The organism is Alteromonas sp. MmMcT2-2, from assembly GCF_022348305.1.
Taxonomy (GTDB): domain Bacteria; phylum Pseudomonadota; class Gammaproteobacteria; order Enterobacterales; family Alteromonadaceae; genus Alteromonas; species Alteromonas macleodii.
On record NZ_JAKRFA010000003.1, the window covers coordinates 70,585 to 96,312 of the forward strand.

Annotated in this window: 17 protein-coding genes; 8 read left to right on the top strand and 9 right to left on the bottom strand. The window is 45.0% G+C overall.

The annotated features are described in order from the left end of the window. Nucleotides 1–47 precede the first annotated feature (47 nt). The 3 genes from MHM99_RS03405 to MHM99_RS03415 form a co-directional block, all read right to left on the bottom strand. Nucleotides 48–470: a prepilin-type N-terminal cleavage/methylation domain-containing protein gene (locus MHM99_RS03405; RefSeq protein WP_275445343.1), complete on the bottom strand. Its 423-nt coding sequence runs from the start codon at nucleotides 468–470 to the stop codon at nucleotides 48–50. 569 nt (nucleotides 471–1,039) lie between these two features. Then, nucleotides 1,040–1,894, bottom strand: a complete 855-nt coding sequence (gene nadC, locus MHM99_RS03410; RefSeq protein WP_239218146.1) for a carboxylating nicotinate-nucleotide diphosphorylase — start codon at nucleotides 1,892–1,894, stop codon at nucleotides 1,040–1,042. Between the two features lie 32 nt (nucleotides 1,895–1,926). Beyond that, the gene (locus MHM99_RS03415) at nucleotides 1,927–2,445 is read right to left on the bottom strand and encodes a TIGR02281 family clan AA aspartic protease (protein WP_239218148.1); all 519 of its coding nucleotides are present in this window, start codon (nucleotides 2,443–2,445) and stop codon (nucleotides 1,927–1,929) included. Between the two features lie 183 nt (nucleotides 2,446–2,628). On the opposite strand from MHM99_RS03415, the gene ampD reads away from it, so the two are divergent. The 6 genes from ampD (at nucleotide 2,629) to lpdA (ending at nucleotide 11,739) form a co-directional block, all read left to right on the top strand. Continuing rightward, nucleotides 2,629–3,168: a 1,6-anhydro-N-acetylmuramyl-L-alanine amidase AmpD gene (gene ampD, locus MHM99_RS03420; protein WP_069944747.1), complete on the top strand. Its 540-nt coding sequence runs from the start codon at nucleotides 2,629–2,631 to the stop codon at nucleotides 3,166–3,168. Between the two features lie 42 nt (nucleotides 3,169–3,210). Further along, on the top strand, nucleotides 3,211–4,113 hold the full coding sequence (ampE, locus tag MHM99_RS03425) for a beta-lactamase regulator AmpE (protein ID WP_110288249.1): 903 nt from the start codon (nucleotides 3,211–3,213) through the stop codon (nucleotides 4,111–4,113). 365 nt (nucleotides 4,114–4,478) lie between these two features. After that, nucleotides 4,479–5,225, top strand: a complete 747-nt coding sequence (pdhR, locus tag MHM99_RS03430) for a pyruvate dehydrogenase complex transcriptional repressor PdhR (RefSeq protein ID WP_239218150.1) — start codon at nucleotides 4,479–4,481, stop codon at nucleotides 5,223–5,225. 211 nt (nucleotides 5,226–5,436) lie between these two features. Beyond that, on the top strand, nucleotides 5,437–8,112 hold the full coding sequence (aceE, locus tag MHM99_RS03435; RefSeq protein ID WP_239218153.1) for a pyruvate dehydrogenase (acetyl-transferring), homodimeric type: 2,676 nt from the start codon (nucleotides 5,437–5,439) through the stop codon (nucleotides 8,110–8,112). Between the two features lie 21 nt (nucleotides 8,113–8,133). After that, nucleotides 8,134–10,185, top strand: coding sequence for a pyruvate dehydrogenase complex dihydrolipoyllysine-residue acetyltransferase (gene aceF / locus MHM99_RS03440; RefSeq protein WP_168462673.1), 2,052 nt, complete (start codon nucleotides 8,134–8,136; stop codon nucleotides 10,183–10,185). A 132-nt stretch (nucleotides 10,186–10,317) separates the two neighbouring features. Beyond that, complete coding sequence (gene lpdA, locus MHM99_RS03445; RefSeq protein ID WP_014950394.1) at nucleotides 10,318–11,739, top strand: dihydrolipoyl dehydrogenase; 1,422 nt, start codon at nucleotides 10,318–10,320, stop codon at nucleotides 11,737–11,739. Nucleotides 11,740–12,081: 342 nt separating this feature from the next. On the opposite strand, the gene MHM99_RS03450 is transcribed toward lpdA, so the two are convergent. From MHM99_RS03450 to MHM99_RS03475, 6 genes are all read right to left on the bottom strand, one after another. Further along, nucleotides 12,082–14,253, bottom strand: a complete 2,172-nt coding sequence (locus MHM99_RS03450; RefSeq protein ID WP_239218155.1) for an AAA family ATPase — start codon at nucleotides 14,251–14,253, stop codon at nucleotides 12,082–12,084. Further along, nucleotides 14,250–14,687, bottom strand: coding sequence for a VPA1267 family protein (locus MHM99_RS03455; protein ID WP_239218157.1), 438 nt, complete (start codon nucleotides 14,685–14,687; stop codon nucleotides 14,250–14,252). Before MHM99_RS03455 ends, MHM99_RS03450 begins: the two co-directional genes overlap by 4 nt. Beyond that, complete coding sequence (gene gmtX / locus MHM99_RS03460) at nucleotides 14,687–15,364, bottom strand: gamma-mobile-trio protein GmtX (protein ID WP_239218159.1); 678 nt, start codon at nucleotides 15,362–15,364, stop codon at nucleotides 14,687–14,689. The genes MHM99_RS03455 and gmtX overlap by 1 nt, the downstream gene beginning before the upstream one ends. Continuing rightward, complete coding sequence (locus tag MHM99_RS03465; protein ID WP_239218161.1) at nucleotides 15,364–18,027, bottom strand: integrase family protein; 2,664 nt, start codon at nucleotides 18,025–18,027, stop codon at nucleotides 15,364–15,366. The genes gmtX and MHM99_RS03465 overlap by 1 nt, the downstream gene beginning before the upstream one ends. Beyond that, entirely contained in the window at nucleotides 18,027–19,484 is a 1,458-nt protein-coding gene (gene gmtY / locus MHM99_RS03470) for a gamma-mobile-trio recombinase GmtY (RefSeq protein WP_239218163.1), read from the bottom strand. The genes MHM99_RS03465 and gmtY overlap by 1 nt, the downstream gene beginning before the upstream one ends. Before the next feature lie 247 nt (nucleotides 19,485–19,731). Continuing rightward, a complete protein-coding gene (locus MHM99_RS03475) occupies nucleotides 19,732–20,814 on the bottom strand; it encodes a LysR family transcriptional regulator (RefSeq protein WP_156086793.1) in 1,083 nt (360 codons plus the stop codon). Between the two features lie 404 nt (nucleotides 20,815–21,218). Here MHM99_RS03475 and MHM99_RS03480 point away from each other — a divergent pair, with 404 nt between their 5' ends. Continuing rightward, nucleotides 21,219–22,496 carry an efflux RND transporter periplasmic adaptor subunit gene (locus MHM99_RS03480; RefSeq protein WP_014950392.1) on the top strand — a complete coding sequence of 426 codons (1,278 nt, stop codon included), beginning with the start codon at nucleotides 21,219–21,221 and terminating at the stop codon, nucleotides 22,494–22,496. Beyond that, a complete protein-coding gene (locus tag MHM99_RS03485) occupies nucleotides 22,496–25,618 on the top strand; it encodes a multidrug efflux RND transporter permease subunit (protein ID WP_239218165.1) in 3,123 nt (1,040 codons plus the stop codon). Before MHM99_RS03480 ends, MHM99_RS03485 begins: the two co-directional genes overlap by 1 nt. The last annotated feature ends 110 nt before the right edge of the window (nucleotides 25,619–25,728 follow it).

The window sequence follows — 25,728 nt, forward strand, 5'->3', positions numbered from 1 at the left end:
ACAAAAACGCCCAGACTTATCTGGGCGCTTTCCAAACAACTCGGCGATTAGCAAAGGTCTGCTGGAGTACAGCCTTTCGACCACTTAACGTTACCATCAGTAACGTCAGGAGTTAAAGTGTATGTAGCTGCATCAGTACCGTCTGTAAGGCCTGAGTCTCCAGAAGCAGTCGCTTTAATAACACCGTCAGTAACTGTTAGGCCAACAGTATCAGCATCAGCTGTAATAGGACCAGGAACGCCATTATCGCCTTCATCACAATCAGCAATGTTACCAGTAGAGGCATAACAGATCTCTACAGCAGTTTTTGCTGCTGCAGTTGCGTTAGTTACTTCTGTGAACTTCGCTTTTTGCGTGTAGTTTTGGTAAGCAGGAAGTGCGATTGCTGCAAGGATACCGATGATTGCAACAACAATCATTAGTTCGATTAGGGTGAAACCTTTTTGGTTTTTAGTATTCATGTTCATCATGGTTTTTCTCCGGGACGTGTATAACACGTAAAGTTTAAATCTAATTCAAATTGACGTTTATACCCGAGTCGTCCATTTAACGCCCCTGGTACTTGATACTCAGTATAGAATTTTATTTGTTACTGACAAGTATAGGCAAATATACCTATGTCTAGCTTTTTCAGTATGACACGGTTCGCCGCGCCTTCGCAGGCTTTATCACTTGAACTTTCGTATAAAAGTTAATGACTTAAGTGCGTATGTCTATCTATACACAAAAAGCATTATCGAGAAATGACTGAACAGAATGACGAGTAACCGTATTGTAAATTATACATCTACTCGGTGATTTAAAATCACTGTGTAACCTAAACCATTAAGGTCTCAGTAATTAAAGCCACAGTATAGGAAAGTGATAATTGCGATAACGTAAATTTCACTGAAACACTGTAGCTTTATAATAAAACACGTGCAACAAAGAAGCCGCATTATAAAGGTGGAAGTACAAGGGGATAAGCAACACATTGGCTTACCTAATGTTAAATCCACCTTTACAGCTTTTAAATTGGCTCTTTATCTTTCTTGCTCTGCTATGACAAATTAATGCGCAAAGACAAATCAATAGCCTGAACGTGTTTAGTTAAGGCACCAGATGAAATGTAATCTACGCCTAGCTTAGCGAGAGACGCCAGTCGTTCATCAGTAATGTTTCCTGATACTTCCAGTTTACATTGACCTTTGTTGAGCGCTACTGCCTGTTGGATCTGTTCGTTAGAAAAATTATCCAGCATGACAATGTCGGCACCTGCACCAAGGGCTTGTTCAAGCTCGGTTAAACTCTCTACCTCTACTTCAACGGGCTTGCCCGGCATCATTGTTTTCGCTCGGCTTACGGCTTTTTCGATGTTTCCGCAAGAAAATATGTGGTTTTCCTTAATTAAGAATGCATCGAACAAACCCACACGATGGTTTTGACCACCACCACAACGCACCGCGTATTTCTGTGCGTGCCGCAAACCTGGCAACGTTTTGCGGGTATCGAGAATTTTGGTGTTGGAGCCATCTAAATACTTAGCGTAAAAGGCAGTAACAGTGGCGGTTGCCGACAGGGTTTGCAGGAAATTAAGCGCCGTACGTTCTGCCGTCAATATCGCGCGAGCAGAGCCTTCCAAACTAACCAGTACGGTGTTGGCATCAACCTTGTCACCATCTTTTACATGCCACGTTAGCGATACCGACTCGTCGATTAGTGCAAATGCTTGGTTTGCCCATGCGATTCCACAAACCACGCAAGGCTCTCGCGTAATAATAGTGGCTTTTGCATTAACGCTTTCATCTATCAGGTTCGCCGTAATGTCGTTTGCAGCATTTAATTCGCCGCCAAGATCTTCAATAAGCGCGTTCGATACTTGCTCTCGAATCGCTTGCATGTCTGGTGATGTCATCTTCATCGCTATGATCTATGCTATCTGTGTATTTAAAGGGTACGCAATATTAACCATTCTCCGCGCTGAGTAAACTCTAATTGGCGAAGAACACTCATTCCCAGCAATATATGGTCATCTTGCATACCGGGGTTTAAGTTTGCTTTTACATCGCGCACCACAATTTCACCAATGCGCAAAGTTTCAATGGTCGATTCGGCGACTCTTACAACGCCGTTAGCTGTGCTGGCCAACCCTTCTCGACCCGCTTTGAGTTGAAGCTTGTTGGTCAAATGAGCGGGAACGGCCACGTCAGTGGCACCCGTATCAACAAGAAATACGACTTCCTCACCATTAATATAACCTGTTGTCACATAGTGACCTTGGCGATTTTGCTTAAGTCGGACTTCGGTTTGTGAACCAATACGCTCTGATGTTGGTTCGCTATTTGGGTTAATTTGTTTTTCTAAAAGATCTGAGAAAACAAAAACCAGTAGACCAAAACCGCAAATCCAAGCAAGCGCAACCATCCATTTACCCGTTGACGCTGTCGGGTCTTGTTGTTCATTCATGCTTCTACCTTTCTTATAATAGTGGTGCACCGCTTTTCGTATTGCTAAATACTCGGCGTAATCTCTTAAGCAAAGGACTAACGTGCTGATTAGCTTATTAGAATGCAATGTATAGCCCTATACACTTATATCCATATACAATGTAGGCTATAACGCAGAAAATCAATTATCGAAGCAAATACTATGGTGCTTTACAACGAAGCAAAGTACACAGCAAGTCCGCATTATGATGCCCGTCCTGACAGCGCAGACGTTAGCCTGTTAGTGATACACAATATTTCACTACCTCCTTCACAGTTTGGTACGCCGGGCATTCGCCAATTGTTTACCGGAACCCTCAATCCTGATGAACATCCTTTTTATAGAGAAATTGCTGGGTTACGGGTCTCTGCTCATTGTGTAATTTATCGAACGGGTGAAATAGAGCAATTTGTGCCCTTTGAACAGCGGGCATGGCACGCGGGCCTGTCTTCATTTCAAGGCCGCAGCCGCTGTAACGACTATGCTATAGGTATTGAACTTGAAGGTACTGATACGTTGCCTTACACCGATGCACAGTACCAAGCCCTTGGCGAACTCACTGATTTTATTACGAGATACTATCCTCGGATCACTTTAGGGCGTATCGTAGGCCATAATGATATAGCACCAGGGCGAAAAACTGACCCTGGTGCAGCTTTCGATTGGGCAAGATATAGAATGCGCGTTGCTGGGTTTAAATAATTTAACTAATCCGCACTGCAGAAAAAAGGAAACTCAATACCTATGATGTTAATGAGCTTGCTATTAGTACTCAGCCTCGAGCGGTTGATAACAAAAACACCTAATTGGCATATTGAAAAGTATGCCGCTCAATATCGTGCTTTTCTTCAAGATAAAGGGTTGATTAAGTTTCAAGAAGGAAATGAAGATGAGGAGGGGACTAAAAAGGTCTCATCCACAGCACTTTATTTCTTTCTTTTACTTCCCGCTGTAGTGCTGGGAGCAATTGAATACTGGGTACTTGGCGCATTTCTTACGTTTATAGAGCAAAGCATAATTTTGTTCATCTGTATTGGCTGCCCTGCATTGCGAGCCGTCTACAAGAGTTTTTTGAATGCTGCTGACCGAGGTGACCTTCAGGCGTGCAGTATGTACACCGACCAATTAGGGCATTGTGCAAGTCAATCAGACAGTGACGGAAGTGCGGGTACAGAAGGCAAAACTTTTGGCCAACACCTTACCTGGCTTAACTATCAACACTATGCCGCTGTGATGCTGTGGTTTATTGCTTTTGGTGCACCTGGCGCGCTGTTTTATAGCTTGAGTCGAAGCACAACCGAGGCATTGTGTGATGCAAATCACCCTTTAAAAGCCGCTGCGGGAAGATTAATGTTTGCGCTCGATTATATTCCTGTTCGCGTTACCGCTTTTGGCATGTTGATGATGGGACATTTCTCACGAGCGTTGCCTGAGTGGATTAAGTATGCACTTCAGTTCGATGTACCTGCATACGATGTGCTTACACAAATTTCTTCGAAAGCTGAGATTCTAACGCCTGATGAACAGCAGTTGCAGGCTGAAAATGCAGCAATAGAACCGAAGGTGCTTGTAAAGTTAGCAAAACGTAATGTTATTTTTCTTCTTGTAATAACATCAGCGCTCACGCTTGTAGGCAGTCTTGCATAGTCATTATTTTTAACATTTACTAGCCTGCTTGGCTTAGAAGGGCGTTTGGTCTATTTATTAATTGTATGTAGATCAGGCGCTTTGCCCCTATTACTGCATTCTCCCTTCCTCATCAGACCAGTTTGCGGTTACTGATTTTTCTTAACAAATTCAACAATAAAGCTTAACACCCAGCAAAAGGTAAATGCTTTGCTATGCTTGTGAGTATTTACCTCGAAATCGATCTGCCTTAAACTAGATAGGTAAAATGGTATTACCAATTGTGTTTGTGATTAAATATTCCACGATTATTTTTTACATTCACCGCTCTTATAACGTCGCAATTGTTATAGAGCACGGTTTAAATAGAAGGATACGTAGCGCGCATGCGGCAGCAGCGAAAAAAACTCTCTGATGTGATTACCGAGCAACTCGAGTCAATGATACTCGACGGTACGTTATTGGCTGGTCAGAAATTACCGCCAGAGAGAGAGCTTGCGCTTGAATTTGATGTATCGCGACCTTCGCTTAGGGAAGCCATTGGTAATTTACAGGCACGTGGGTTGGTAGAACGCAAGCAAGGCGGCGGTACGTTTGTTAATCGCAACCTTAACTCAGCCATGACAGACCCCCTAATGGACTTAGTCAGCCAGCGTCCTGAAACTCAATTTGATTTGCTTGAATTTCGTCATGCGCTTGAAGGGATGGCGGCGTACTATGCGGCACTTCGTGGTCAACCTGAAGATTACAACGCATTGAAGCAAGCACTGAACGACGTACCTACGCCTAAAGCGCACGAAAGCAAGCGTGCCCAAGCTGAGGCGCTAGGACAGTTTTATACCATTATGGCAAGAGCATCACACAATATGGTGTTGTTGCACGTAATGAGCACCATGCAAAGCATGCTGGTGGACAATATTGAACGAAACTTTGACATGCTGGCGGCGCACCCTGAAGCGGTGGAAGACATTGCTAAGCAGCGTCGTGAAATTGTAGAAGCCATTGCTTCTCGCGACCCTGAAGCTGCGCGTCAGGCATGTAATACGCATTTGGCGTTTATTGAAAAAACGCTATTAACCATTAATCAACGCGATACCCGCGTACAGCGCGCATTGCGACGATTAGAGATTTAGTTACTAGTCTGACCTTTTATAAGATAAGGGCTAGATAGCTATTCATTCGCAGAGGCCGGTCAGGTTTTTCCTGTGCCACTGCAAAAGCAGGTGAGCCAGATTGGGTCACTGTGAGTACAACGTAATTTAGTTTTCCTTCTTTTAGCGCCTTTAAGAGTAGAGGCAATGCTAAGGGAGGATTTTCTATATAAGCAAAAAATAGGATGGCACCATGTCTGATATGATGCACCAAGATGTAGATCCTCAAGAAACTAAAGAGTGGATTGATGCGCTTGAGTCGGTTTTAGAAGAGGAAGGCGTAGAACGCGCCCATTATTTACTCGAAAAACTTATTGATAAAGCACGTCGCAGCGGAGCGCATCTACCGTATGACGCAACTACTGCCTACATCAATACTATCCCAGCAGCGCAAGAGCCAAAAATGCCTGGTGACTTGACCATCGAAGCGCGCATCCGTGCGGCAATTCGTTGGAACGCATTGATGATTGTATTGCGTGCATCTAAGAAAGACCTAGAGCTTGGTGGTCACATTGGTAGCTTCGCATCATCGGCTATGCTTTACGATGTTGGCTTTAACCACTTCTTCAAAGCGCCTAACGAAAATCAAGGCGGCGACTTTATTTTCGCTCAGGGCCATATTTCTCCAGGTATTTATGCGCGCTCATATATGGAAGGCAACTTAACTGAAGAACAGTTAAACAACTTCCGTCAAGAGTGTGCTGGCGATGGTCTGTCGTCTTACCCACACCCTCACTTGATGAAAGACTACTGGCAATTCCCAACCGTATCTATGGGTCTTGGTCCACTTCAAGCTATCTACACAGCGCGCTTCCTTAAGTACCTAACTAACCGTGGTATCAAAGACTGTTCAGGTCAGCGTGTTTACTGCTACATGGGTGACGGTGAGTGTGATGAGCCAGAGAGCTTGGGTGCAATTGGTCTTGCTTCTCGTGAAGGCCTAGACAACCTAACGTTTGTTATCAACTGTAACCTTCAGCGTCTAGACGGCCCGGTACGTGGTAACGGCAAAATTATCCAAGAACTTGAAGGTACGTTCCGCGGCGCTGGCTGGGAAGTAGTGAAAGTTATTTGGGGTAGCTACTGGGATGAGCTATTAGCTCGTGATAAATCTGGCAAGCTAATTCAGCTTATGGGTGAAACGGTAGACGGTGAATACCAGAACTGTAAAGCCAAAGGCGGCAAGTACACCCGTGAAAACTTCTTCAACAAGTATCCTGAAACAGCGGCACTTGTTGCGAACATGTCTGACGACGACATCTGGCGCTTGAACCGTGGTGGTCACGATCCAGTTAAAGTATTCGCGGCTTACCAAAAAGCCATTGATACGAAAGGTCGTCCAACGGTAATCCTTGCTAAAACGGTTAAAGGTTTTGGTCTAGGTGCATCAGGCGAAGCACAAAACGTAGCGCACAACGTTAAGAAAATGGACGTTGATTCAATCAAAGCGTTCCGCGATCGTTTCAATATTCCTGTAGCAGACGAGAAAATTGCTGACCTGCCATACTTCAAGTTCGACGAAGACAGCGAAGAAATGAAGTACCTTCGTGAGCGTCGTGAAGCACTAGGCGGTTACTTGCCTTCTCGCCGTGAACAGGCTGAAGAGCAGCTTGAAATTCCTGAGCTAAGTGCATTCGACGCCATCTTAAAAGGTTCAGGTGACCGTCAAGTATCGTCAACCATGACGTTCGTACGTGTACTTAACGCGCTATTGAAAGATAAGAAAATTGGTAAGCGTATTGTGCCAATTATTCCTGATGAAGCCCGTACATTTGGTATGGAAGGCTTGTTCCGTCAGGTAGGTATTTACGCCAATGAAGGCCAGAAATACGTACCGCAAGATGCCGACCAAGTAGCTTACTATCGCGAAGATAAGAAAGGTCAGGTATTACAAGAAGGTATTAACGAGCTAGGTGCAATGGCATCGTGGGTTGCGTCGGGTACATCTTACTCAACGTGTAACGCTACCACTATTCCGTTCTACATTTACTACTCAATGTTTGGTTTCCAACGTGTTGGTGACCTTGCATGGGCGGCAGGCGATAGCCAAGCACGTGGTTTCCTTTTAGGCGCAACTGCGGGTAGAACCACACTTAACGGTGAAGGTCTACAGCACCAAGACGGCCACTCACATGTTCAAGCGAACCTAATTCCTAACTGTATTACTTACGACCCAACGTATGGTTACGAAGTAGCAGTTATCGTTCAAGACGGTCTACGTCGCATGTACGGTAACAATGAAAATATCTTCTATTACCTAACGTTGATGAACGAGAACTATCAGCACCCTGCAATGCCAGAAGGTGATGATGTTGCTGAGCAGATCATTAAAGGTATCTACAAGCTTGAGCGTGTTGAAAACGACAAGTCTAAGCTTAACGTACAGCTGATGGGCTCAGGTACTATCTTGAACGAAGTGCGTAAAGCGGCCCAGATACTATGCGAAGACTACAACGTATCTTCTGACGTTTACTCAGTGACCTCGTTCAACGAGCTAGCGCGTGAAGGCCAAGACGTAGCACGCTGGAACATGCTAAACCCGGAAGCTGAGCAAAAAGTACCTTACATTGGTCAGGTAATTACGAAAGACGCAGGTCCTGCGATTTCTGCCACTGACTATGTGAAGAACTACTCAGACCAAGTACGTGCGTTCATCGAAACTGAATACCGCTGCCTAGGTACAGACGGTTTCGGTCGAAGCGATAGCCGTGAAAACTTGCGTACTCACTTTGAAGTTAATGCGTCATACATTGTGGTGGCATCACTTTACGAATTGGCTCAGCGCGGTGACGTTGAGAAGAAAGTGGTAGCAGAAGCCATTAAGCGTTTTGAAATTAACGCTGAAAAACTTAACCCACTTTACGCGTAAGCCAGATAAGGTATTTTACATATGTCAGATATTCAAAAGATTATCGTACCCGACGTAGGCGGTGACGAAGTTGAAGTTATCGAGCTATGTGTTGCCGTAGGCGACAACATTGAGGCTGATGAAGGCGTTGTTACTGTTGAAAGTGACAAGGCGTCAATGGACATCCCAGCACCGTTTGAAGGTGAGATTGTAAGCCTGACTGTATCAGTAGGCGATAAAATCAAAGAAGGCGATGTGATTGGTGAAATGAAAGTTGCCAATGGTGACAGTGCCGATAAAGGCGCGTCTGAAGAAAACGCTTCAGATGAATCTTCTAAAGAAGATGCACCTAAGCAAGAAGAAGCACCAAAAGACGAAAGCAAGTCAAAAGCAGCGCCAGCTGCGTCTGGCAGCAGCGAAGTAATTGAAGTTGCAGTACCGGATATCGGTTCTGACGACGAAGTAGACGTAATCGACGTATTGGTTTCAGTGGGCGACACCATTGAAAAAGAAGATGGGCTAATTACCCTTGAAACCGATAAAGCAACCATGGACGTTCCTTCAACACACGCAGGTACGGTGAAAGAAGTATTCATCAGTACTGGCGATAAAGTGAAAGAAGGTACGGTAGTGATCAAGCTGGAAGTAGCGGGCTCAGGCTCGTCTTCAAGTGAATCGGCGTCTAGCGATGCTTCTTCTGAAGCATCTGCACCGGCTGCGCCAGAAAGTGCAAAGCAAGAATCAGCGCCAGCGGCGTCTGCAGGTAGCGAGACTATCGAAGTTGCTGTACCAGATATTGGTGAAGACGGTGAAGTTGACGTTATCGACGTACTTGTATCAGCTGGCGATACCGTTGAAAAAGAAGACGGCCTAATTACGCTAGAAACTGATAAAGCGACCATGGATGTGCCGTCAACACATGCAGGTACGATTAAAGAAGTCTTTATCAAAGCGGGTGACAAAGTTAAGCAAGGCACCTTGGTTGTTAAGCTTGAGACCAGCGGTGGCTCGTCTTCAAGTGCAGCTGAAAAGCCTGCTGAAGCGCCTAAGCAAGAAGAGACTAAACAAGACTCACAGCAAGACGAGACTCAACAAGCGTCACAGCAGGAAGCCTCGCAAGGTCGCTCTCCTGTGCCTCCAGCGCCAGAAGCCAAGAATACAGGTAAAGCACATGCTTCTCCTTCGGTTCGCCGTATTGCTCGTGAGTTTGGTGTAGACCTTACTCAAGTTAACGGCTCTGGTCCTAAAAACCGTATCTTGAAAGAAGACGTTCAAGCCTATGTGAAAGCTGAGCTTGCGAAACCTCGCACAGCAGCAGCTTCAGGCAGTGCTCCTGTGGGCGACAACGTACTTCAAATCGTTCCGGTTAAGCCTGTTGATCACAGCAAGTTTGGCGAGATTGAAGAACAAAAGCTTTCTCGAATTCAAAAGATCTCTGGACCGTTCTTACACCGTAACTGGGCGACTATCCCGCACGTTACGCAGTTCGACGAAGCAGATATCACTGAAGTTGAAGAATTCCGTAAAGAGCAAAACGCTTACCACGCGAAAATTAAGTCTGGTCTTAAGATCACACCACTAGTATTCGTTATGAAAGCGGTAGCGAAAGCGCTTGAGAAATACGAAGTATTCAACTCATCACTGTCTGACGACGGCGAGAGCTTAATCATTAAGAAGTTTATCAACATTGGTATTGCGGTTGAAACACCGGGAGGCCTTGTTGTACCTGTTATTCGTGACGTGAATAAGAAAGGTATTGAGCAGCTGTCTCAAGAGCTTATTGAAACATCTAAGAAAGCCCGTGAAGGCAAGCTTAAAGCGGCTGACATGCAGGGTGGAACGTTCACTATCTCTAGTCTAGGTGGTATTGGTGGCACGGCGTTTACGCCTATTGTAAATGCACCAGAAGTCGCCATATTAGGTGTGTCTAAGTCTGAGATGAAGCCTAAGTGGAATGGTAAAGAGTTTGAGCCGCGCTTAATGGTGCCGCTAAGCCTGTCATACGACCACCGAGTAATCGATGGTGCGGTAGGTGCAAGATTCTCTACTGAGGTTGCTGCAAACCTAACTGACTTACGCAGAATCATACTTTAAATAAAAGGTCGAAAAAGTTTACAATATCAGTAACATTTTCGACGATTTTATAAGCCCATTTGGTGGCATTTAGGTTATGCTATTACACAAAAGTAATAGCATGACCCTACAAGAACAGGATTGAGGTTCACAATGAGCGAAATTAAAACGCAATTGGTGGTACTGGGCGGCGGCCCTGGCGGTTATTCAGCAGCATTCCGTGCGGCTGACTTAGGTATTGAAACAGTTATCGTAGACTCACGCGACACGCTTGGTGGTGTTTGTCTTAACGTAGGCTGTATCCCTTCAAAAGCCCTTCTTCACGTTGCTAAAGTGATGAAAGAAGCGAAGCACCTTGCTAGCCACGGTGTATCGTTTGGCGAGCCTACCATCGATCTAGATAAAATCCGCGAATACAAAGACGGCGTTGTTAAGCAATTAACAAACGGCCTTAGCGGTATGTCTAAAATGCGTAAAACCAAGCATGTACAAGGCTTCGGTAAATTCACAGGCGCAAACACCCTAGAAGTAAAAAATGGTGACGACGTTACTACTATTACTTTTGAAAAAGCGATTATCGCTGCGGGTTCTGAGCCAGTAAGCCTACCGTTCATCCCAGAAGATGATCGTGTAATCGACTCAACTGGCGCACTGGAAATGAAAGACATTCCAGAGAAAATGCTAGTACTAGGCGGTGGTATCATCGGTCTAGAAATGGGTACTGTGTACGAAGCACTTGGCTCGAACATTGATGTAGTTGAATTCTTAGATCAGCTAATTCCAGCAGCTGACAAAGACATCATGAAAGTGTTCATGAAAGACTACAAAGACAAGTTTAACATCATGCTTGAAACCAAAGTGACTGCGGTTGAAGCAAAAGACGATGGCTTGTACGTAACATTTGAAGGTAAGAACGCACCTGCTGAGCCGGTGCGCTACGACAAAGTACTTGTTGCTGTTGGTCGTAAGCCAAACGGTAAGCTAGTTGGCGCAGATGCAGCTGGCGTAAACGTTGACGAGCGTGGCTTCATCAACGTTGATAAGCAAATGCGTACTAACGTTGACCACATCTTCGCAATCGGTGACCTTGTAGGTCAGCCAATGCTTGCGCACAAAGCGGTTCACGAAGGTCACGTTGCAGCAGAAGTTATTGCTGGACAGAAGCATTACTTCGACCCACGCGCTATTCCTTCAGTAGCGTACACTGAGCCAGAAGTTGCTTGGGTTGGTCTAACTGAAAAAGAAGCGAAAGAGCAGGGCGTAAGCTATGAAACAGCAACGTTCCCATGGGCTGCTTCAGGCCGTGCAATTGCATCTGATGCAACTAACGGTATGACCAAGATGATTTTCGAAAAAGAAACGGGCCGCGTAATCGGTGGTGCTATGGTAGGTACCAACGCGGGCGAAATGCTTGGCGAAATCGGCCTAGCTATTGAGATGGGTGCTGACGCTGAAGACGTAGCATTGACTATCCATGCTCACCCAACGCTTAACGAATCAATTGGTCTTGCGTCTGAAATCTTCGAAGGAAGTATTACTGACCTGCCAAACCCGAAAGCGAAGAAAAAGAAGTAAATTAGCTTCTTTGTTCGAACTACGAAAAAACCGCCTTAAAGGAGTATATAGTAAAAACAATGTCTATTTGCGCGTGAGTGAGTGACAAGTCTTTATATATAAGGGCTTTAACTTTTTATTTAAACGTACACACTATGTATATTGATGTGTACGTTTTTTATCTGCGCCGAGTCCATCGGCGGTAACCATTCATCCATGAATTTTTGTTCTGCGTTAAATTATACCTTTGAGTGCGACTTGTTCCAACAAGTCGAGAGAGATCGGTGTTTATATAATTGGTTTAGCAGGAAGGGATAATGTTTGCGGTAAGTGTCGAGTTATCGCCGCATCCATGCGGCTTTGCTACTTTTGGCGAAGAAGTTCAGTCAAATAGCTATTGCGTTTATATGAATTGCTGTGAGCTTCTGCGATAACCCTTAAATCATCCGAACTACCAACTATATGAATCTCTGTCTCGGCTCTTGTGATTGCAGTATAAAGCCATGCCCTGTCGACAATTTTACCTTTCTTTAGTGCGATAATAACTCTAGGGAATTGGGAGCCTTGTGCTTTGTGTAGGGTTATTGCATAACCCAGCTCCATGCAATCGAGCACGGATTGCGTGATTTCAACTCTATCCCCTGTATCAAGTTTTACCTCACCGTAATTATCTCCGGATTTTTGTACGCTGGTTAGCGTTCCAAGAGAACCATTTTGAATACCTTTATCATAGTGATTCTGAGTAAATAGAATCGCATCATTCCATCTAAGGTTTTGAAAGAATTGTTCGCCATGCATTTCAAATTCAAGTCTTTTTCCATCTGGGTTGACAGCTTCTTGAATGAGTTCGTTAATGCTTTTAACTAGCGCTTTGGTTGGGGCCATAACGCGACTGTTTTCAGGTGATTGCTGATACAGGTCACAACAGACTTTAGCAATGTCGCTCTTTGTCGTTTCGTGGAAGTGAATAGCGCCCGTACTTAGCTTCTCAGGCACGATGCCTTGATTAATGAGCTTGGAGTATTCGGGAATGCCCGTTGAGCCTTCCTGACGCTTAACGATATCTAGCATGGTGTTAGCAATGGCTTTAGACAGAACGATGTCAGCAAGTACCTTGCCGCAACCTATAGGCGGTAACTGATCTGGGTCGCCAGTAAATATAATACGAACCGATGGATGAATATGGTTGACCAAGCGATACATGGTTGGTAAGTCAATCATACTGGCTTCATCTATTACCAGAAGATGTTTTTGTTGGTCTGAGGTTGGCTCTATAGGCTCTTCACGCAATAACTTCGCGATAGTTGAGGTGATAAAACCTATTGACTCATGCAAGCGCATAGCGGCTCTGCCACTCAGCGCTACCGCATATATTTCAAAACCCATTTGATGGTAGGATCGAAGTGCGGTTCTAAGTACCGTTGTTTTGCCTGTGCCAGCTCCGCCAGTGATACAACTCACAGCGTTATCTAAACACGTTGTTACTGCTTCAACCTGCTTCTTGGTTAGCTCGTATGGTAATTCATCAACCGCAGAGCGATATGCAGAATTTGCATATTCGTCATAAAGGTTGTTTTGGCTGACTAGTGCTTTAAGTCTTTTGGCAACGACATTTTCCATCAACAACTGTGCCGTTGGATGATAGCTTCCAGTGTCAGGGTTTAGGATGTATTGTGCTTTGTCGTGACCTGCTTTGAACGCTTTTTTCACCAACTCTTTGTCCTTGAGTAACTTGGTCAAATAGGGTCGCAAACTTGTCTGTGTTGTATAGGTATGGCCTTTCTCAATCTCTTTTCGAATGGCAGTTTCAAGTGCAGCACTAAGTCTCTTGCTATCACAATTTGTGATCTCAAGTTTGAAGTCGCAATTTGCGACCACAAGATCGACTTGTTCAAATGACATCCCAAAACCAATCAGTACATACGGGTTTTGTTTAATAGCCTCAATGGACTCTTCTCCATGATGCTTCAATAAACGCTGCTGTATACTTGCTGGTATCTTATGAACGGTCATCCAGTTGCAGTAGGCCAGATTCTTATATTTGGCGTAACCTTTAAGTAACGCATTGATTGAATCTTCACTCAGGACGCTTCTAAGCCGTTCTCTTGATTCTGGAGTATCTTTTCGAACCGTAGAGTGGAAGTCCTTACCTAACAGCTCCCAGAGTGCTCTTGCTTTGCTTTCACCAATGCCTTTGAAGTCACTTTCTCTGGCAATAAAGCGAATAAGCTGCTCCCCCGTTTCTGGCAGGCTGCATTCGATGTGCTCTGGCGATTCATAGGTATGCTGCTGCATTACGTAATCACCCGTTTCCATTTCTTCTATTAAACGATAGCCTTTAACCGACCAGTGCTGACCGAGGGCTGGTTGAACGGGGATGGCATCTGGATCAGCTTTGATGGTGACGTAATACTTGCCGCTGTTGGTCTTGTATGAGTTTTTTGCCAGTGGCACACCACTGAATATCACCATGTTGGTTGAGTTGTAAGGGATGCTGGTGACTCGCATTTGGTCTTCATGGAGTGCAACATTCATCGTGGCATGAATCCCATTTCTGACAAGGTTTCATTCAGTTCGCCAAACCGCTCTAGTTTACCTTCCAGCTCTTTAACTTTGGCTTTTAGCTCAATGTTTTCAGCTTCCAAGGTAGATACTCTTTTAGAGTCGAGCAGCTTGCGATTAGCTGTGTTGTCGTATTGCTTTGGTTTGTCTGCATCTTTTTTTGCTGATTCGGTCAGTGGCGGGAGCACACCTTTATTACGCAGTTTGTCTTCTAATGCCTTGAGCGCTTTTCTAAGAGCAGGATTTTGGTTAAGGGCAGACTTGCCGCAACCCACACCTTTTGCTACTTCGATGCGGTTGAGCTTGCCTTTAAAGGCGATTTGCTTAAAGTCATCATCAGTTTGAGTTGCTTGCCATACTTCGAATGCTTCGAGGTTCTGCTGCGCTCTTTGCTGCCCGTTTGCCATTATTCATCAACCTCGCCTAACAACTTGCGTAGACCAGTTGCAAAGCCTCTAGGGAAGATTTCTGTGTTGTACTCCATGTCCTTCACTTGGCCTGCTTGTGTGGTTTGCCAGTTATGGTTTTCCATGCACTCATCCGAGATAGCGTAGGCTAATGCTTTCTTTTCAGATTCAGTCAAGATGCCAGATAGTGAAGGCAAGACTTCAACGCTCGGCTCTGCGCTTGCATCGAACTGACGAACAGGGCGCTTATCAATGGTGATATTCGCATGTTGTTTAAGTAGGTTGACATCTTTGCGATAACGGTTTCGCTCAGCAATAATCTGACCAAACAAAGCCCGTACAGCAGGGTCAGGGATGCGCTCTAGTAGTTTATTATCCTGTGGAACAGAATTAGAGCGAGAGGTTGTCGATAATGGCTTTTTAGTGGTTGTTTTACACTTTGCTGCCCATGCTTCTATCAAAGTACGGTAGTGCTTGTTTTTGGTTGCTCGTAATGCCTCGTATCCGGGGCCACCTTCTGCTGCTGATACTCGCCCCATTTGTGTGATAGAAAAATCACGTTGTCCTGATTCTGCGTATTCTTTCAGAATATCGTTCAGCTTATCCAGATTCTTTTGGGTTCTCGGTACTTTACCGTCTTTTAAGTCAGCCAAGATCATATCGATATTAATGTCCATTAGCTCTCCAATAGCGCAGGTTGAGTGAGGTTTTCAAGGTGCAGTGCATTATCAGTGAGCGCACTCATACCAGCATTAAACAGTTTGTGTTCTGTAAGATATTCTTCTGCCTCAATGTAGCTGGCAACTTTGCGGAAGCCTTCTAATTTATCATTGGGGTCGGCTATTTTCGCCATTCTGCGCAACATGGCATTCGCAGCAATAAGTTGCTGGTTCTCGTCCATCTCTAAGAATATGGGTTCAAAGCCTTTTTTCATCAGTACCCGGCTCAGTTGCATGGAGCGTTTTTGAATGGCTGACGTTTTACGTAGGTCATCCCGCAAGTCAGGGTAGAACTCAGCTTCATCACACAGCAATGATAGGTGCAGTAATTCAGAATCGGTTTCCAAGAACTTTAGAGCGAAGCTGATATCTGCCTCAGAGCCTACAGCAATCAGCTTGTCTTTGTTGTCATCATCAGCCCTTGATTCCTCGACCTGCTTAATTTTGCCAATGAGATTGAAACAAGCGATATAGTCCTCGGTGTATTCGTTCGCTTCAACTTGCTGTTTTTCATAACGGCGTTGTAATGCTTGTAGCTCACTATACTTAGTGAACGGCTTGCCTTGCTCTTCACAAAAGAATTCCTCGTCCTTAAGCGCTTCCAGTTCACCCTCTATCTCCACTGAAAGGTTGGCAGCTTGATGTGCCTTGTAACTGAGTTGATTTAATTGTGCGATTAGCGGATCAAGATAGTACGCTTCGGTAATAAACCAACGACAACGGATACAGTTTTCAGGGCCATGCGGCACACTACCATAAATGCGGTTTCCTGCTGTTTGTGCATCTTTAATCAGCTCACCGCCGTTCCAGCAGCCGCCTAGTGTGCTAATTTCATCGGATTTGACGGTATTACCACCGACCAAGCAAATACCCGTGGCACGCTCTTCCCAGCCAATGGGGTTGCGGTTAACTAACGCAGCCTGAACACTCTCTTCCTTGTGATACACCATCTTACATTGGATTTGCTCCATTGAGGCATCTTTCAGGAAATTGCGTACTGATTGCTTGGATTTATCTTCAAGTTGAGTCTCGGCTTCATCCATTTTTTCAGCCATCGCTGATGGGGTGATTTTGTTGTAGTAGATGGTCATCAACAGGCGAGTATGGCCTGCCAACAACTTCGAGATGACGGGAAGTGGCAACTGCGTGTCCATCGTATACGCAGTGATGAGTGAGACTCGCAAGCTGTGCAATGGGTGTTTTGTTTTGACCTTTGCACCTTCTGACGTATCTTCAGGATAATCGACAACCAGTTTTAAACGCTCGCCATTATCAAGTGTATCGCCTTGCTCTGCGAGCTGGTTTTCGAGCGCTAATAAGAGTTGATACCATAAAGTATCCAGACCGAAGAACGGAATCGGTTTAGATTTGTCTTCGCCCTGTGCCGAAGCATCACGAAACAAAAAAGCAATCTCGCCCATGCTTTTAAGCTGTTTGTACGATTTCTTAGCGTTAGTGTGCTTTTTCAATAATGTAGTGCAGTCAGTGGACTTTGTTATCGAATTATACTTTTCTTGCCAGTTGCGCAGTTTTTCCAACCAATACAGTACTTCCTCGTTTTGCCATGGGATGATGTAGCCACGCTCCAGTTCATCTTTGTTCTGGTCGGCAGTCTTGTTGGTATTGATGTAAAGACCTGTAGAATATTGCCCTGTCATGGTGTCGTGGATGCGGCGGAAGATACCTTTACCGAACGGGCGCTTTTCACTGCCAAGGGTGAAATCATGCTTGGTGTTAAGTACCCATTGCCCTTGCTCATAGCGCCATGTGTCGGCTTCACCGCTATCTAACATACGCACCTGATAGGTGCGCAGTGGCAGATGAAGTTTCATAAAAATCACCATTGCTTTGACGGGCGACCAGATTTGATGAAGGGTGACTTTCTTGTTGTTCCGGCTCACTTCTTTGGTTCGCCACACGCAATCAGGGTCGGATTTATCAATCAGCTCAGGTTCGACTTCAAACCAGTCACCACCTTGATTGCCTTGCCCAGTCTGCTGCTGCGCCCAAGTCCAGTGTTTGAAATGGCGGTAGTGATAAGAAGGCAACAAGGTTTCACCGTCATTGAGGTTTTGATCAATGACGGCCAGTTCAGCTTTATCAGGCAACGGGCATAGGATTTGACGTAAATCTTGAATATAGCGATAGGGCAAAGGACTTCGCACGGTTTCAGTAGCGGAATCTTGACGTTTGATTTTGCTGAGCGGGTTTTTAACCAGTGGTACTAGCTTGCCATGATCATCTTCTTCGGAGAATACTTTTTCGATAACAAAGTCGATGAAGTCACAGGGATAATTTACGCCTTTTTGAATGTAACCAGCTCCATTCTGCGTCTTCTTTACCATGGCCTCCAATTCTTCACTAGAGCATCGATGACCATTACAACCCGTAAAAAACAAATATATATTGCCGATGGCATAGGGTGCATATTCAGCAAGGTAAGATTCAAAGAAGCGACTTATAGCCTCACGTTTATTACCTACGCCTGTCGTTTGCGTTGAAAACCAATCTGCTGCCAATCCCTGCCATTGCTGCCATTCAGGGCCAAGCGTGGTGAGCATCCATGAGAAGGTTAAATCCGATGAGCGTCCGTCATTTTTTTTTCCTTTTCCTCGCGCCATTATTTACCTCTCAATTTTGGATGCATGCCAGTAAAGTAACCCTGTGGGTCAATGTCATCAAACCCATGCTCGACCAGTTCTTTCCAATCGAGTGCTTTGACTTTGGATTCAGGGTTTGCCAGTTGCAGTGTCGCTTGAGTCAGCTCATCAGAGATTTCTTGCTGACCTTTGCCTGTGTAGGGAACCTGAGACTCCAGCGATTTGTGGTGCATGCAGCGACGTATCACCAACGAATTCAGCCCTGCACGCTCTAATCGTCTACCGTAACTATGTCGATGACCGTGAGGGTCCAATCCTTCAGCTTTGTTTGGCTCTAAGCCAATGCGCCTTAGTCCTGCCGCATAGCTTTGATGAAACGCGTTGAGTGTGTATGGATTCCCAAGGGCGCTGTGGTGGAATGAAATGAACGCATACGGGTGATAACAGTCTATGCTCGCCCGATATTTCTGGTAGTTTTTCCACAGTGACATGAACACCTTTCCATAATCCGTTGGAAACCACTGAACTTGAATGTAGTTATCTCGATGATCAACGACTCTTGTTTTCCAGCCAACGCGTGCCGTGCCATTCATTCGTTTGCGTGGTATACGAGCGTATTCTTCCTTTAGATAGGCTTCTCTAGTCTTTCTACCTGAGCGACTGCGCCAACCGTCAGGTGCTTTTCCATCTACTTCGTTGTAAATTCGAACCACAGCCTTTTCTGGATCATACGGATCTTCAAATACGTCAGTCACCCAAAGTAATGCCGCTTCACTTTCACGTAACCCACCACCGTGCATCAAAAGCAGTATGAGCTTGTCTCTCAGTGCCACTCGTGGATCTTTTGCTCCGCCAATACCATCTTTATAGAATGACTCCCAATACTTATCTGGGAATGCTATGGCATCGTCCTCAGTTTTCGTTAATGGGATGCGTCCCTTTATTGTGCGAGCTTTACGGATGGTTTTATTAACGGTTTTATCTTCAATATGACCAAGGAAGTCATTTTGGTTTTTGCGATACCAAGCAGCGTAACTAAGGCGTTGTTCATGGGGCGTAGCATCTCGCAAAGGGTTCATTGGCTCTGAACCTTGCTTGTTAGCGAGCCAGTCAGTAAATGCCGTTAATCGATGAATATGCTTATTGACGTTTTCGGTTGAGCTAGGCACCCAATATAAACCAGAAGGATCTAGACCATCTTCGCCTATGGTTCCTGTGTACAGACGTTTAGCAAAGGTTTGGAACAGTATTTTAGGATCTTCAAACAATCCCTTGTTAGCTTCCATGTATTCCAAAAGCAAAGAGGTGGCCTGTATAAAGCCATTCATTAAAGAGTTACTTACACCCTCCGCCTCCATCTTTAGCAAGTAATCGGTAACTGAGCCAATCTCACCTTGCTCGGTTATCAAAATTGGGAGTTGGCTTTTAATTCCAGTATTATCTTCTACGATAGTTGCGCTGACCTTAACCGATGACAAATTTAATTACTTTATACACATTAAACATATAATACACTATATACCCAATACAATCTTTGTCAAATAAAAAGGCAGATTTCTCTGCCTAAATACATATTGTACATAGTTTAAGTTACTATATATAATCATTGAGCGGTTTTTTTATTAGGGCTTTGAATGTTTTAGAACCACTTTACCTGCGATAACACAACGCGATGACGAACATGCTAAGTCTCGCCGAGTGGGTAGTTATCTAAGCAGACTGGTATTAAGCCGTTTCTTTTCCAACCGCTACAGTGTCGCGTTCTTCGTCCATTTCATCATTGCTGGGCGTTTTCAAATGCGCTGGCGTGAATTCTTCACAGTCCATATTGCGCTGGTCCATAAAGCGTTTAACCGTTTCGGCGCAATAGGCTTTTCTACAGCATTGAGAGAGCAGCATTTCATGACGCTGTACACGCTCGCGAATAAATCTAACCACGAGACCTCTAAGCCACTGTAAACCCGCGTCTTGATCCTGACGTTTGTGCCACATTACAGACAGCGGAGAGCTGACAATTTCTATTGGCGTTTCAAATACCGCCAATTCCCCTGAGAAAATTTCTTTTTCCATTACCAAAGATGGTGCTACACAAATAAGGTTGCTCTCTTTTAATAACGGTGTAGCGTTATAAAACTGGTTTACTGACATTGCCACGCGGCGCTTAAGGCCTAAATTCGCCAGCACCTGATCTGTAGGGCCAGTCACATCGCCTGTAACAGAAACCAGAAGATGATCAGCCGCGACAAAGTCTTCTAAAGTCAATTGAGATTTTGCTAATGGATGATCGGGGCGCATTACCACAACCCAGCTTGGGTCGAGAACATGTTCGGCATGAATAACAGAGCCAGGCTTCTGATATTTAGAGAAAGTGAGCTCTGCTTCAGCGTCCTTGAGTATTTTGTCGGTTTCCATGTCGTAATTAGGAATGGCATGGATGTTAATACCTGGCGCTTCATTCTCAATCACTTTGCGTAGCGGCCCCCACACCATAGAAACGATGCTGTCAGTTGCAGCTATACGAAAGGTACGCTTAGCTGTTGCAGGGTTAAAGTCAGTTGGGTTAACGGCGACTTCGAGTTCGCCTAAAGGGCCCTGAATCTGACTCCATAAGTTTTTAGCAAATGAGGTAGGTTGAATACCACGGCCGTCTTTAACGAACAGTTCATCTTTCCAGGCTGTGCGCATACGAGAGAGTGCGTTAGATACCGCAGGTTGCGTCATCGACAGCCTGTCAGCTGCGCGGGTAATTGCACCTTCGGTCATGATGGCATCAAAAATCATCAATAAATTTAAATCATGTGGACGCATGGTTGTCTCCGGTGTCTATTGCGGACAATCTACTTTCATCTACCGAACGATGAAAAAAGCTGCCGTTTACTTCTTTTTTGACTATGTAATTTAACTGACATAGTTTAGTTATAGGTTATAGCTAAAAGCATTTATTTTCCAAATGAATGCGACGAGCGACACTGGTACACTATATCGCTGTAACCGTTGATTTCTCTAAGCTCTCGCTTTTTATACGGTTATTCTCATTTTCTCTGCGAAACCATTCTTCTAAATTTTTAAAAGCAGTTGTCTCTGTCAGCCCGATCTCCAATATATAACATCATGTGATGTGTTGCATATAAAAAGATAATTATTTTTATTGTTGGTGGCGATGCATAATGCACGGCATCAAACTTTAGTTTAATTTTTAAGAGAATCTTGCAATGAAAACTTTTACCCGTTTATTGGCAATAGTAAGCCTAACTGCGCTTGTCGCTGCATGCGGTGGTGACGAGCAGGATCCAAGTCAATCAATGAGCGCTGGCGCAAATGCTGGTGTTCCTGTTGATGTGGCAACGGTTGTGTCTCAGCGTTTAACCGAGTGGGATAATTTTACAGGTCGTTTAGAGTCTCCGCAAATTGTTGCGCTTCGCCCTCGCGTGTCGGGCTATATTGATTTTGTTGCATTTGATGAAGGCGAATATGTCGAACAAGGGCAAACCCTATTCTTAATTGATAACCGCACGTTTAAAGCAGAAGTTGATCGATTGACTGCACAGCTTGAAGAAGCCAAAAGTCGCGTTCAGTTGGCTGAGCAAAACTATAGCCGTGCTTTTAAACTTCGTAAAACCCAGGCGGTTTCTGAAGAAGTTCTTGATGCCCGTTTAGCTGAGAAAAACCAAGCGCTTGCAAGCTTAAACCAAACGCAAGCCGCACTTGAAGTAGCGCGCCTAAATCGAGGCTTTGCTCGTGTTGAAGCACCTATTTCTGGACGTATTTCTCGCGCAAACATTACTGAAGGTAACTTTGTTACCGCAGGACAAACAGAGTTGACTCGCATCGTATCGACCGACCGTTTATATGCGTATTTCGATATTGATGAGCAGACCTACCTAAACTATCTAACCGATAAATCAGCGGCTTCAACAGCAGTGAGCGAGCAGCCGGTAGCGATGCGCCTTGCTAACGAGTCTGATTATAACCACTGGGGTCAAATTGATTTCATCGACAACCAGGTTAACGGTAGCACCGGTACACTTCGCGTTCGTGCCGTATTTAATAACGAAGAAGGTCGTTTAATTCCGGGATTATTTGCACACTTAAAATTGGCAGGCGACACCGATGAACAGGGCATTCTTATTAAAGAAAAAGCTATCGGCACAGATCTTAATAATAAGTTTGTACTGGTTGTAAACGACGAAAGTAAAGTTGAATACCGTGCGGTTAAGCTAGGCGATAAAGTGGGCAGCATGCGCATCATAACAAGCGGCTTGAATGTAAACGACACCATTGTGGTTGATGGCTTACAGCGCGTTCGCCCTGGTGCCCAAGTTGCCGCTAACGAAGTGCCTATGGGTGATGAAGATGCTTTGGCAAACTTATCTAGCTGGCAGTCACGTGTTGATAATGCAACACAAGTAACCCAAAACATGGCGCAGTATGAGGATGTTTTATCTGGTGGTTCATTTGCCACAGGTACAGCAACAGCAGGTCTTAAGTAATGAACATTTCGCAGTTTTTCATTAGCCGCCCGATTTTTGCGGGCGTGCTTTCCCTACTTATTTTTGTAGGTGGTGCAATTGCTGTCTGGCAACTGCCTATCACTGAATACCCAGAAGTAGTGCCGCCTACCGTGGTGGTAACTGCGAATTATCCCGGTGCAAACCCAGAAGTTATCGCCGAAACAGTTGCAACGCCGCTAGAACAAGAAATTAACGGTGTTGAAAACATGCTGTATATGTCATCACAGGCAACCAGTGATGGCCGTATGACCCTAACAATTACGTTTGCCATTGGTACGGATCCAGATGAAGCCACAACGCTGGTACAAAACCGTGTAAATCGCGCGACACCGCGTTTACCTCAAGAAGTGCAGCGCTTAGGTGTGGTAACTGAAAAATCGTCACCAGATTTAACCATGGTAGTGCACCTGACGTCGCCTGATAATCGTTATGACATGCTTTATCTTTCAAACTATGCTGATCAGTTTGTTAAAGACGAGCTAGCGCGAATCAATGGCGTTGGGCAAGTGCGCCTGTTCGGTGCTGGTGAATTCAGCATGCGAGTATGGTTAGACCCTAACAAACTGGCTGCGCTCCAGTTAAACCCTGGCGATGTGGCAGCCGCTATTGCCGACCAAAACCAGCAAGCGGCGGCAGGTAGCCTAGGTGCACAGCCTACGGGTACCAGCGAATTTCAGCTGCTTATCAATGTGCGCGGCCGTTTAAAAGATGAAGCCGAATTTGAAAATATTATTGTTAAGTCGGGTGAGAATGGTGAAATAACCCGTCTTAAAGACGTTGCGCGTATCGAACTAGGTTCAGAGTTTTATGCACTACGTTCACTTATTAATAATAACCCTGCGGCAGCGGTGCCGGTTTTCCAAGCACCAGGCTCTAATGCAATCCAAATTTCAGATGACGTTCGCGCTCGTATGGCGGAACTGTCTAAGGCGTTCCCTGAAGGCCTTGAATACGAAATTGCCTATGACCCTACCGTATTTGTTCGCGGTTCGATTGAAGCGGTAATTAATACACTTCTTGAAGCCGTATTGTTAGTTGTACTTGTTGTTGTACTGTTCTTACAAACATGGCGTGCGTCTATTATTCCACTCGTTGCAGTACCTATTTCACTTGTGGGAACGTTCGCCTTTATGCAGCTAATGGGCTTCTCGCTGAATGCACTGTCGCTGTTTGGTCTTGTGTTGGCAATCGGTATTGTTGTGGACGATGCTATCGTTGTTGTCGAAAACGTAGAGCGTAATATCTCTGAAGGCAAAGCGCCGTTTGAAGCCACCGTACAAGCAATGAAAGAAGTAACCGGTCCTATCATTGCCACAACACTGGTACTTGCTGCGGTATTCGTACCTACCGCTTTCATGAGCGGTCTTACCGGGCAGTTCTATAAGCAGTTTGCCCTAACAATTACTATCTCTACGGTAATTTCTGCAATTAACTCGTTAACGCTTAGCCCTGCATTATCTGCATTACTGTTGAAACCTCACGGTAAAGCGAATGACTGGTTAACCCGTTTAATGGATAAAGTGTTTGGCCGCTTTGTATTTTCACCGTTTAACCGTTTCTTTGACCGCAACTCAAAGCGCTACACTGGTGCTGTGGGTGGGCTTATCCGTAAGAGCAGTATCATCATGGTGCTTTACGCGGGTCTGCTAGGACTCACGTACTTCCAGTTTGCCAATACACCAACAGGCTACGTTCCGCCGCAAGATAAGCAGTATTTGGTCGCCTTTGCTCAACTGCCTAATGCAGCAAGCTTAGACAGAACTGAAGAAGTGATCCGTGAAATGTCTCGTATTGCTATGGAACACCCTGGTGTTGAAGATGCAATTGCATTCCCTGGCTTGAATATTAACGGGTTTACCAATAGTCCAAGCTCAGGTGTGTTGTTTGCAACCCTGACTGACTTTGATAAAAGAACGACGCCTGATCTATCTGGTGGCGCCATTGCTGCTCAGCTTAACCAGAACTTTGGGTCTATAAAAGGTGCCTTTGTGGCAATATTCCCGCCGCCACCAGTAATGGGGTTAGGCACGATTGGTGGTTTCCGTTTACAGGTTGAAGACAGAAGAAACCTAGGCTTTGAAGAACTTGAGCGCGTAACGCAAGAAGTGATTGGAAAAGCGTGGGCACACCCAGCGCTTACCGATGCTTTCACTAGCTTCACTGTTGCTGTACCACAGCTCGATGTAGATGTAGACCGTGAAAAAGCGGTAAGCCAAGGTGTAAACATCGATACCTTGTTTACCACCATGCAGGGCTACTTAGGTTCGTTATACGTGAACGACTTCAACTTGTTCGGTAGAACTTACCAAGTAAATGTACAAGCCGATGCTCAATATCGTCAGGATATTGAGAACATTACACAGTTTAAAGTGCGTAATGCACAAGGTGAGATGATCCCGCTTGGCTCATTCTTGAACATTGAGCACAGTGCAGGCCCTGACCGTGTTATGCACTATAACGGATACGTCACCGCTGAAATAAACGGTGCAGCAGCGCCAGGCTATTCTTCTGACCAAGCGAAGGCCGCTATTGAAGAAATACTGGCTGAAACGTTACCACTTGGCATGACTTACGAGTGGACTGAGATCACCTATCAGCAAATATTAGCGGGTAATGCATCAACGTTTGTATTCCCATTAGTTGTGCTTTTAGTGTTCTTAGTTCTGGCTGCGCAATACGAAAGCCTGCGTTTGCCACTGGCAATCATATTGATCGTTCCCATGACCTTGCTGAGCGCGCTTATTGGTGTGCAAGTTTATGGCGGCGACAACAATGTTTTTACCCAAATAGGTTTGATTGTACTGGTTGGCCTTGCAACGAAGAACGCTATTCTTATTGTCGAGTTTGCAAAAGAGTTACAAGACAAGGGGATGGACGCGCTTTCAGCCATTAAAGAAGCCAGTCGCTTACGTCTTCGTCCAATACTAATGACATCCATTGCTTTTATTATGGGTGTGCTGCCAATGGCGGTATCAACCGGTGCCGGCTCTGAAATGCGTCAAGCCATGGGTGTAGCAGTATTCTCAGGCATGATTGGTGTTACCGTATTTGGACTTATCTTGACTCCGGTATTTTATTACCTGATACAGCGTAAAGATTAACTCTCCCGTCTACCCAAGCGTTGCCCTCTTAAAGGGCTCTTTAGGCCACTCATTTGAGTGGCCTTTTTTTTGCCACCTTTGGTCAGCTTTTATCTCGTTTTTTGAAACCG